The organism is Microbispora sp. ATCC PTA-5024, from assembly GCF_000511135.2.
Classification (GTDB): domain Bacteria; phylum Actinomycetota; class Actinomycetes; order Streptosporangiales; family Streptosporangiaceae; genus Microbispora; species Microbispora corallina.
This window is the reverse complement of record NZ_KI866524.1, coordinates 61,003-69,319: the sequence shown is the minus strand read 5'-3', so window position 1 is coordinate 69,319 and position 8,317 is coordinate 61,003. Positions and strand designations below refer to the sequence as shown.

Annotated in this window: 8 protein-coding genes and 1 pseudogene; 4 read left to right on the top strand and 5 right to left on the bottom strand. The window is 71.6% G+C overall.

Features of this window, described 5'->3' with window-relative positions:
* Positions 1-193 (top strand): annotated as a pseudogene (locus MPTA5024_RS21070) (ATP-binding protein); the annotation flags it as partial.
* Positions 194-196: 3 nt separating this feature from the next.
* Here MPTA5024_RS21070 and MPTA5024_RS21065 read toward each other — a convergent pair.
* From MPTA5024_RS21065 to MPTA5024_RS21045, 5 genes are read right to left on the bottom strand one after another with little or no spacing between them, the layout of a single operon-like run.
* Positions 197-1,201 (bottom strand): methyltransferase, encoded by a 1,005-nt coding sequence (locus tag MPTA5024_RS21065; protein ID WP_051458475.1) that lies wholly within the window; start codon positions 1,199-1,201, stop codon positions 197-199.
* Between the two features lie 2 nt (positions 1,202-1,203).
* Entirely contained in the window at positions 1,204-2,010 is an 807-nt protein-coding gene (locus MPTA5024_RS21060; RefSeq protein ID WP_036327208.1) for an ABC transporter ATP-binding protein, read from the bottom strand.
* 9 nt (positions 2,011-2,019) lie between these two features.
* Complete coding sequence (locus MPTA5024_RS21055) at positions 2,020-2,805, bottom strand: ABC transporter permease (RefSeq protein WP_036327205.1); 786 nt, start codon at positions 2,803-2,805, stop codon at positions 2,020-2,022.
* Positions 2,802-3,575: an ABC transporter permease gene (locus MPTA5024_RS21050; protein WP_036327202.1), complete on the bottom strand. Its 774-nt coding sequence runs from the start codon at positions 3,573-3,575 to the stop codon at positions 2,802-2,804. Before MPTA5024_RS21050 ends, MPTA5024_RS21055 begins: the two co-directional genes overlap by 4 nt.
* Positions 3,572-4,549, bottom strand: a complete 978-nt coding sequence (locus MPTA5024_RS21045; RefSeq protein WP_036327200.1) for an ABC transporter substrate-binding protein — start codon at positions 4,547-4,549, stop codon at positions 3,572-3,574. The genes MPTA5024_RS21050 and MPTA5024_RS21045 overlap by 4 nt, the downstream gene beginning before the upstream one ends.
* Positions 4,550-4,964: 415 nt before the next feature.
* Here MPTA5024_RS21045 and MPTA5024_RS21040 point away from each other — a divergent pair, with 415 nt between their 5' ends.
* The 3 genes from MPTA5024_RS21040 to MPTA5024_RS21030 form a co-directional block, all read left to right on the top strand.
* Positions 4,965-7,706: a sensor histidine kinase gene (locus MPTA5024_RS21040; RefSeq protein WP_157099621.1), complete on the top strand. Its 2,742-nt coding sequence runs from the start codon at positions 4,965-4,967 to the stop codon at positions 7,704-7,706.
* On the top strand, positions 7,703-8,128 hold the full coding sequence (locus tag MPTA5024_RS21035) for a roadblock/LC7 domain-containing protein (RefSeq protein ID WP_036328926.1): 426 nt from the start codon (positions 7,703-7,705) through the stop codon (positions 8,126-8,128). Before MPTA5024_RS21040 ends, MPTA5024_RS21035 begins: the two co-directional genes overlap by 4 nt.
* 2 nt (positions 8,129-8,130) lie before the next feature.
* Positions 8,131-8,317, top strand: a 187-nt coding sequence (locus tag MPTA5024_RS21030) for a DUF742 domain-containing protein (protein WP_232326582.1), incomplete at its 3' end; no start/stop codon positions are given.

Below are 8,317 nucleotides of genomic sequence, written 5' to 3'. Positions count from 1 at the left end.
GCTGAACGGGTTCGACGGGCAGTACCCGCACGCCGAGGACGAGGTGCGCGAGGCGCTGACCCTCGCGCCCACCACCCCGATCGTCCGCACCGACGCCCGCAACCGGGACTCGGTGAAGAGCACGCTCATCACGCTCGTCGAGCACGCGCTGACCATGCGCGTGGCCGTTCCCGGTTGGGGCGGCAGGGCCTGACGGTCAGGCGGGGACGGCCTCGATGAGGGTCGCGTGGAACGGCAGCGGCGTCGTCCCGGACAGCCGCAGGCCCGCCCCCTCCAGCAGCGCCGCGTGCTCGGACCCGCTGCGCTCCCGCCCCTGGCCGAACAGGCCCAGCATGCGCATGTCGATCTCCTTGCCGAAGTGCGGAGTGTCGTCGTCCGGCAGCACGATCTCCACCAGCAGCACCCGCCCGTCGTCGCTCATGGCCTCGCGCACCACGCGCAGGATCGTCGAGGCGTCCTCGTCGTCCCAGTTGTGGATGACACTCCCGAGTAGATAGGCGTCGTACCCCGCTGGCACCGCGCGGAAGAAGTCCCCCTCGACGAAGTCGACCCGGTCGAGCAGACCCCATCCCTCCATCGCGGCCCGCGCGTCGGGCAGCACGTGCCCGAGCTCGAAGAGCACGCCGCGCAGGTGGGGGTTGGCCCGCAGCGCCGCCGCGAGGATGTGCCCCCGCCCGCCGCCCAGGTCGACGAGGGTCTTGACCTGCGAGAAGTCGTACCTGCCCGCGACGCCTTCGGCCATCGGCCCCGAGCGGGACGTCATGAAGTCGTTGAAGACGCCGTTCAGCTCGGGGTCGGTGGACAGGTGGTCGTAGAGCACGCCGTACTTCTCCACGAACGCCGACCGTCCCTGCCGCACCGTCGTGGCCAGGTTGTCCATGCCGTACGACAGGGTGGGCGCGGTGTTGGCCTGGACGGCGCTGCGCAGTGAGCCGGGGACGCCGCCGACGAGCAGGGCCCCCGCGTCGGTCAGCGCGTACGTGCCGGGGGAGACCGTGGCGAACAGGCCGCAGGAGGCGCCGGTGCGCAGGACGCGGGCGAGCGAGCCGGGGTGCGCGCCGCACCGCCCGGCGAGCTCGTCGACGGTGAGCGGCCCGTCCTTCAGGTGTCCGGCGCAGTCCAGCTCGACGATCGCGCTCAGCGCGGCCAGGCGCCAGCCGCCGCGGAGGATGTCCCACACGACGGTGCTCGGTTCTGTCACGTTCACTCCTTGTCGATGGAAGACGGGCCGTTGGGTGCCATGCTGAGCTGCGGCTTCCCTCGGACGAGGCGGCCCACCTCGGCCCGCAGGTGCACGAAGGCCGGCAGCTCCCTGGTGCCGATCTGGTCGCGGGGGGAGGGCAGGTCCACCCGCAGGTCGGCGGCGACGACGGCGGGCGCCCGCGACAGCACGACGACGCGGTCGCTGACGTAGACGCTCTCGTCGATGTCGTGGGTGATCAGCACGATCGTCATGCGGTGGTGCCCGCGCACCGCCAGGACGAGGTCCTCCAGGTCCTCGCGGGTCTGGGCGTCCACCGAGCCGAACGGCTCGTCCATGAGCAGCAGGGACGGCCGGTAGGCGAGGGCCCGGGCGATCGCCACGCGCTGCTGCATGCCGCCGGACAACTCCCAGGGGTACTTCCCTGCCGCGCTTTCCAGGCCCACCGCGGACAGGGCCTCGGCCGCAGCGGTCCTCCTGGCGGCCCGGCCGAGCCCGCGCCTGCGCAGCGGCAGCGCCACGTTGTCGCCCACCGACATCCAGGGGAACAGGGACCTGCTGTAGTCCTGGAAGACCACGGCCAGGTCGTCCGGCGTGCCGGACACGGGACGGCCCTTGACGCGCACCCCGCCGCCGGTCGGCCGGACGAGCCCGGCGATCGACCGCAGCAGCGTCGACTTGCCGCAGCCGGACGGGCCGACCACGCAGACCAGCTCGCCCTCCGCGACTTTGAGGTCCACGCCGCCCAGCGCCCTGTGGGCGGCCGGGCCGGTGCCGTACGTGTGGGTCAGGTTGACGACGTCGAGCACGGTGTCACCTCAGTTCGTCTGCCGGGCGCGCCGGTGCCAGGACAGGGTGCGCCGCTCCACGAGCAGGAACGACGAGTTGAGGAGGAGGCCGAGGACGCCGAGCAGCGCGATCGTGCCCCACATCCCCGGCAGGTCGAAGTTCTGCTGCGCGGACAGCAGTTCGTAGCCGATGCCGCTGGTGGCGCTGCCCGCGAGCTCGGAGACGACCATGAGGATCAGCGCGAGCGACAGGCTCAGCCGCAGCCCCGCGAATATCTTCGGCGCGGCGGCGGGCAGGATGATCCGCGTCAGCCGCTGCGCCCGGGACAGGCCGAACACCTGGGCCGTCTCGGTGTGCTGCCGGTCCACGTACCGGGCGCCGTCGATCGAGTTGACCAGGACCGGCCAGATCACGCCGTACACGATCGTGGCGACCTGCATCCGCACGTCGACCTTGAACAGCACGACGAACAGCGGGATCAGCGTGGGCGGCGGGATCGCCCGGCCGAACTCGACGATCGGGTCGACGTAGCCGGCCAGCGCGGACGAGCGGCCGACGGCGACGCCGAGGGCGATCCCGGCCGCGCAGGCGATCGCCCAGCCGCCGAACATGCGGGCCAGGCTGGGCAGGAAGTCCTGCAGGGCCTGGTCGCTGAGGAAGAGCCGGGACGGCGGACCGGAGAACCACAGCTCGCGCAGGCGGGCGGCGATCGCCGACGGCGGCGGGAAGTAGGTGGAGGCCGCGGCCCGGGCGCCCGCCTCCCAGAGCGCGACCAGCACGGGGACGGGCCACAGCCGGTGGACGACGCCGTTCACGCGGCCACCCCCGCCCGGGCGGCGTGCCAGCGGAACAGGACGCGTTCGGCGCGGACCAGCAGCGCGTTGACGGCCAGCCCGATCAGCCCGGCCCACACGGCGGCCGCGACCATGAGGTCCACGCGGTAGCCCGACCCCGCCTTGATGATGTAGACGCCGATGCCGCCCGCGCCGCCGGCCAGCAGCTCGGCGCTGACCGCGACCACGAGCGCGACCGAGGCGGCCAGCCGCACGCCGGTCAGGACGAACGGCGCGGCGCTCGGGAGCGCGACCCGCAGCAGCACGGCGAGCCGCCCGAAGCCGAAGGCCCGCAGGGTGTCCTTCGCCACCGGGTCCACGTCGTGCAGGCCGTACATCGTGTTGACGAGCACCGGCCAGCAGGCGGCGTAGACGATGACGGTCACCTTCACGCGGGCGTCGGAGGCGGCGATCAGCGCGACCAGCGGGATGAGCGCGACCGAGGGGATCGGCCGGAGGAACTCGATCAGCGGCCGCACGGCCGCCTCGACCCGCGGCAGGCTGCCGAGCAGCACCCCGACCGGTACGGCCAGGAGGATCGCCACGACGAGCCCGGCGGCCCAGACACCCAGCGTGGCCGAGACGTCCTGGAGGAACTCCCCGTCGGCGGCGAGCCCGGCGGCCCGGGCGACGACGGTGGACGCCAGCGGCATGATCCGGGTGTCCATGAGGCCGGCGCGCCCGGCCGCCTCGGCGACGGCCAGCAGGCCCGCGACGCCCACGACGCCGCGGACCACCCTGGGGTCGATCATTGCGGCATCGGCACCAGCAGCGGGGTGACGTCCATCTTGGACTTCAGGTAGCCGTACTCCAGCATGATGTCGGCGACCCGCTGGATCCGCGTCGGGTTGAGGCTGGAGGGGTAGGAGCCGAGGGTGATGACCGACGCCGCCTCCGGCGTGATCTTCGTGTAGGACGGCAGCACCTTCTCCACGGCCTCACGGTCGGAGTCGGCGATCTGCTGCGCCTTCACGATGGCGCGCTGGAACGCGGCCATCGTCTTCGGGTACTTCTGCAGGACCGAGTCGGTCGTCGTCCAGCCGGCGATGGGGAAGTCGGCCATCGCGCCGGTCATGGTGTCGGCGATCTTCCGGGCGCCCATGTCCTTCTGGACCCCCGTGAGGAAGGGCTCGGTCAGCCAGGCGGCGTCCGTCTGGCCGGCGGCGAGCTTTCCGGGCGCGTCGGGGAAGGCCATGGGGACGTACTGGACGTCCTTCGGGTCGAGCCCGTTGACCCGCAGGGTCGAGTCGACGGCGAGCGTGCCGATGCTGTTCAGCGACGCGACCGAAATCTTCTTGCCCTTCAGGTCCTTCACCGACTTGATGGGCGAGTCGTTCTTGACGACGATGTCAAAGACATCCGGTTTCGCCTGGAATGTGTCGGCGAGAATCCGGAATTTGGCCATCTGCTTCTCTTGCGCGGACAGGACCGAAAAGTAGTTGCCGAGCGTGATGTCCACCGCGCCGCTCACTAGCTTCGGGATGGCGACGACGGTGCTCGCGACGATTTGGGGATTTACGGTCAGGCCTTCGGCCTTGAAGAAGCCACGCTGTTGCGCGATGAAAAGTGCCGCCACGTCCGCAATGGGAAGAACTCCCACTGTCAGAGTGGTTTTCTCCAGTCCGTTACCGGTGCCCGACTCCGTGCTCGTGTTCGCACCGCCACAGCCTGTGAGTGTTAACGCGACGACGAGTCCGATCGCGGACCGGCGGCCTATCCGTCTCATGGAGTCTCCTTAGGTGGGGGGGCCGACCGGCGGCGGAGATCGCGTGGCCGGGCGACGGGCGAGAAGCGTAGCGGGCCTTAATTCGAGATAACAGGATTAGGCGGGCTATGTCACCAAACTTGTCAATAAATCCACTATGCCCCGTAACTCAAGGCAATGGCGGTTTGGATCGATGCATGTACCGAATCGGGTTCGGACCGCCTTGGGCGTCTTCTCGTATGGCCTGAATGCGGCGCTCTCCCGCATGCTCTCGCGCCTTACTCGTCGTGTGGAACGTGCTAAATGAGAGGAGAGGTTGGTCTATCTCGTCGCCTTATGCTCCAATTGCCGATGTCTTGTGGGAGGTTTCCCGATAGAAAGACCAATCTTCAATAACCGAATCCGCTTCTAGAAGAACCGCGAGAGGTTGCGACCAGTGAGGACGGCAACAGTCGAGAGCGGTCGTCGTATAGAGCAGAAGCCGCCACCCCTGCCGGCCGGCTCGCGGGAATCCGTCGCCGAGCCGCCGGCGCAGCCCGCCTCCAGTGACACGGGCTCCGCGGCGCTGAAGAACTGGCGGGTGCGGACCCGGCTGCTCGCGCTGGTGCTGGTGCCGACCCTGGTGGCGGTGACGCTGGGGGGCCTCCGGGTGGCCACGTCCATCGGCAGCGCCGCCGAGTACCAGCGGGTCCGCGACGCGGCCGAGTTCGTCGCGAGCATCGGCACCTTCACCCACGAGCTCCAGCTCGAACGCGACCTGACCGCCAGATATGTTGCGGCCGACCGGAGGGGCTCAGCCCTCCTCTCGCTGATCCGCAACCAGCAGGACGCCGTCGACGCGGCCGCCCAGCAGGTGCGGGCGAGGGCGGCGACGGCGGGCGCGGCGCTCGGCGACATCGGCCGCGGCGCCCTCACCCGCCTGGTGGACCGCCTCGGCGAGCTGACCGCCCTTCGCCGCACCGTCCTGGAGAGCAGGCTTCCCGCGCTGCCCGCCATCGACAAGTACTCCCTGTACACGGCCGACGCCCTCCGGCTGTACGACGTGAGCGTCCAGGGGGTCGCGGACGAGGCGGTGAGCGCCAGCTTCAAGGCGATGGGCTCGCTCGCCCGGGCGCAGGAGGAGGTGTCCAAGCAGCGGGCGCTGCTGGCCGCCGCCGTCGCCAAGGGCGGCTTCGAGACGGCCGAGCTGGACGCCTTCACCGCCGCCCGCGCCCGGGAGGTCAGCGAGCGCGACGCGTTCACCGCCCAGGCCTCGCCGTCCGAGCGCCAGTTGTTCTCCGACACGGTGACGGGCCAGAAGGTCGACCGGGCCGAGTACCTGCGCGCGTTCGCCCTCAGCCTCGCCCGGGACGGCCAGCCGCTGCGCCGCCTGACGGCGGACGGGGACGCCGAGGGCCTCTGGTTCGACGCGATCAGCGAGACGGCCGACGACATGCAGAAGGTGGGCGCGGCGCTCGGCGCGTCGGTGGTGCGGCGCAGCCAGGACCTGCAGCAGTCGGACCGCAACGTCGCGGCCGTCAACGTCGGCATGGTCGTGGTCGTCCTGGTGCTCGTCCTGCTCATCACCGCCGTCATGGCCCGGTCGCTGGTGCGGCCGCTGCGCCGGCTGCGCAGCGAGGCGCTGGAGATCGCCGGGCATCGCCTGCCCGACCTGGTCCAGCGTCTGCGGGAGTCGGACTCCTCCGGCGGGCCGCCCGAGGTCGCCCCCATCGGCGTCGACTCCGCCGACGAGGTCGGCGAGGTCGCCCGGGCCTTCGACGAGGTCCACCGCGAGGCGGTGCGGCTGGCGGGCGACGAGGCCCAGCTGCGCAGCAACATCAGCGCCATGTTCGTGAACCTGTCGCGCCGTACGCAGACCCTGGTGGAGCGCCAGATCGCGCTGATCGACGGGCTGGAGCAGGGCGAGCAGGACGAGCAGCGGCTCGGGAACCTGTTCAAGCTCGACCACCTGGCGACCCGCATGCGCCGCAACAGTGAGAACCTCCTGGTCCTCGCCGGCCAGGAGCCCGCCCGGCGGTGGAGCCAGCCGGTGGAGATCACCGACGTCATCCGCGCGTCGCTGTCGGAGGTCGAGGGCTACGAGCGGGTCGTCCTCAACTTCCCCTCGGACGTCGCCATCGCGGGCCAGGCGGTCAACGACGTCATCCATCTGCTGGCCGAGCTGGTCGAGAACGCCCTGTCGTTCTCGGCCCGGGACACCCGGGTGATCGTGTCGGGCAACCGCATCGACGGCGGCGGCGTGATGGTCTCCGTCACCGACTCCGGCATCGGCATGACGCCCGAGGAGATCGCCCAGACAAACTGGCGGCTCGCGCACCCGCCCGTCGTGGACGTGTCGGTCTCCCGCCGCATGGGCCTGTTCGTGGTCGGCCGCCTCGCCGCCCGCAACGGCATCCGGGTCCAGCTCCGGCCGCACGACGGCGGCGGCCTGACCGCCATGGTGCTGCTGCCGGAGTCGCTGATGGGCCGGCCCGCCCAGGTGGCCCCGGCCTACACGGGGGCGTTCGCGCCGTCGTGGAGCCCGCAGCCGGAGCAGAGCGTCTGGTCGCGTCCCCAGCAGGTCCAGCAGGTCCAGCAGGTCCACCAGGTTCAGCAGGTCCGGCAGGTGCCCGTGCAGGGCGCCATCACCCGCGGCGACCCGCGCAACCGGCTGCGCTCCCGCCGGTACGACGTGCCCGACGACGCCGCGACCGGGCCGATGCCCTCGGTCTCCGGGGCGGCCCCCGCGATCACCGGGCCGTTCGGCGCGGGGACCGGGCCCGTTCCGGTCATGGGCGCCCCGGCGCCCGCGCCCCCCGACGAGTTCCTGCCGATCTTCGCCTCGGTGGAGTCGGCGTGGTTCCAGCGCAGCCCGGGCGGGGACGAGGGCCAGTCGGGCTGGCAGCGGGCCGCGGACGCCGACGCCGGCTGGCAGGCCGCCGCGTCCGCCGTCGAGAAGCCGGCCTGGGACGGCAAGACGACCTCCGGCCTGCCCAAGCGCGTGCCGAAGGCCAACCTGGTGCCCGGCTCGGCGGAGCCGGTCACGCCGCCGGCCGCGCCGGCGCCGGTGCTGTCGCCCGACCGCGCCCGCAGCCGCCTGTCCAGCCTCCAGCAGGGCGTACGGCAGGGCCGGGCGGTGGCCAGGGGCGAGATCAGCGAGGACCAGGGCTACCCGACGAGGAGTGGGGATCAGGCATGAGGGAGATGAGTCAGGCCGCGCGCGGTCTCAACTGGCTGATCAGTGATTTCGTCAGCTCCGTCCCCGGTGTGGCGCACACGGTGGTGGTGTCCTCGGACGGGTTGCCGCTGGCGTACTCGGACGGGTTTCCGAAGGATCGGGCGGATCAGCTGGCGGCGGTGGCGGCGGGGTTGATCAGTCTGACGCAGGGGGCGTCCCGGGTGTTCGAGGGCGGTCCGGTGACGCAGACGGTCGTGGAGATGCAGCGGGGGCTGTTGCTGATCATGTCGATCGGCGACGGCTCGTGCCTGGCCGTCCTCGCGTCCGTCGAGTCGGATCTCGGCCTCATCGCCTACCAGATGACGTTGCTCGTCGAGCGGGCCGGGCAGGTGCTCACCCCGGCCCTGCGCGCCGAGCTCCAGGCGTCCCACCCGAGGAGATGACGGTGGACCCGTGGGGCCGGCACCAGAGCGGCCCGATGCCCCAGGAGCCGGCGTCCCCGGTCCGCCCGTTCACGGTGACCGGGGGGCGGACGACGCCGCGCATGCAGCTCGCGCTCGAGGCGCTGGTCTCCTCCGCGACCACCGCGCACCTCGACCTGTCCGGGCGGCCCCCCGAGTACCGCGCCATCA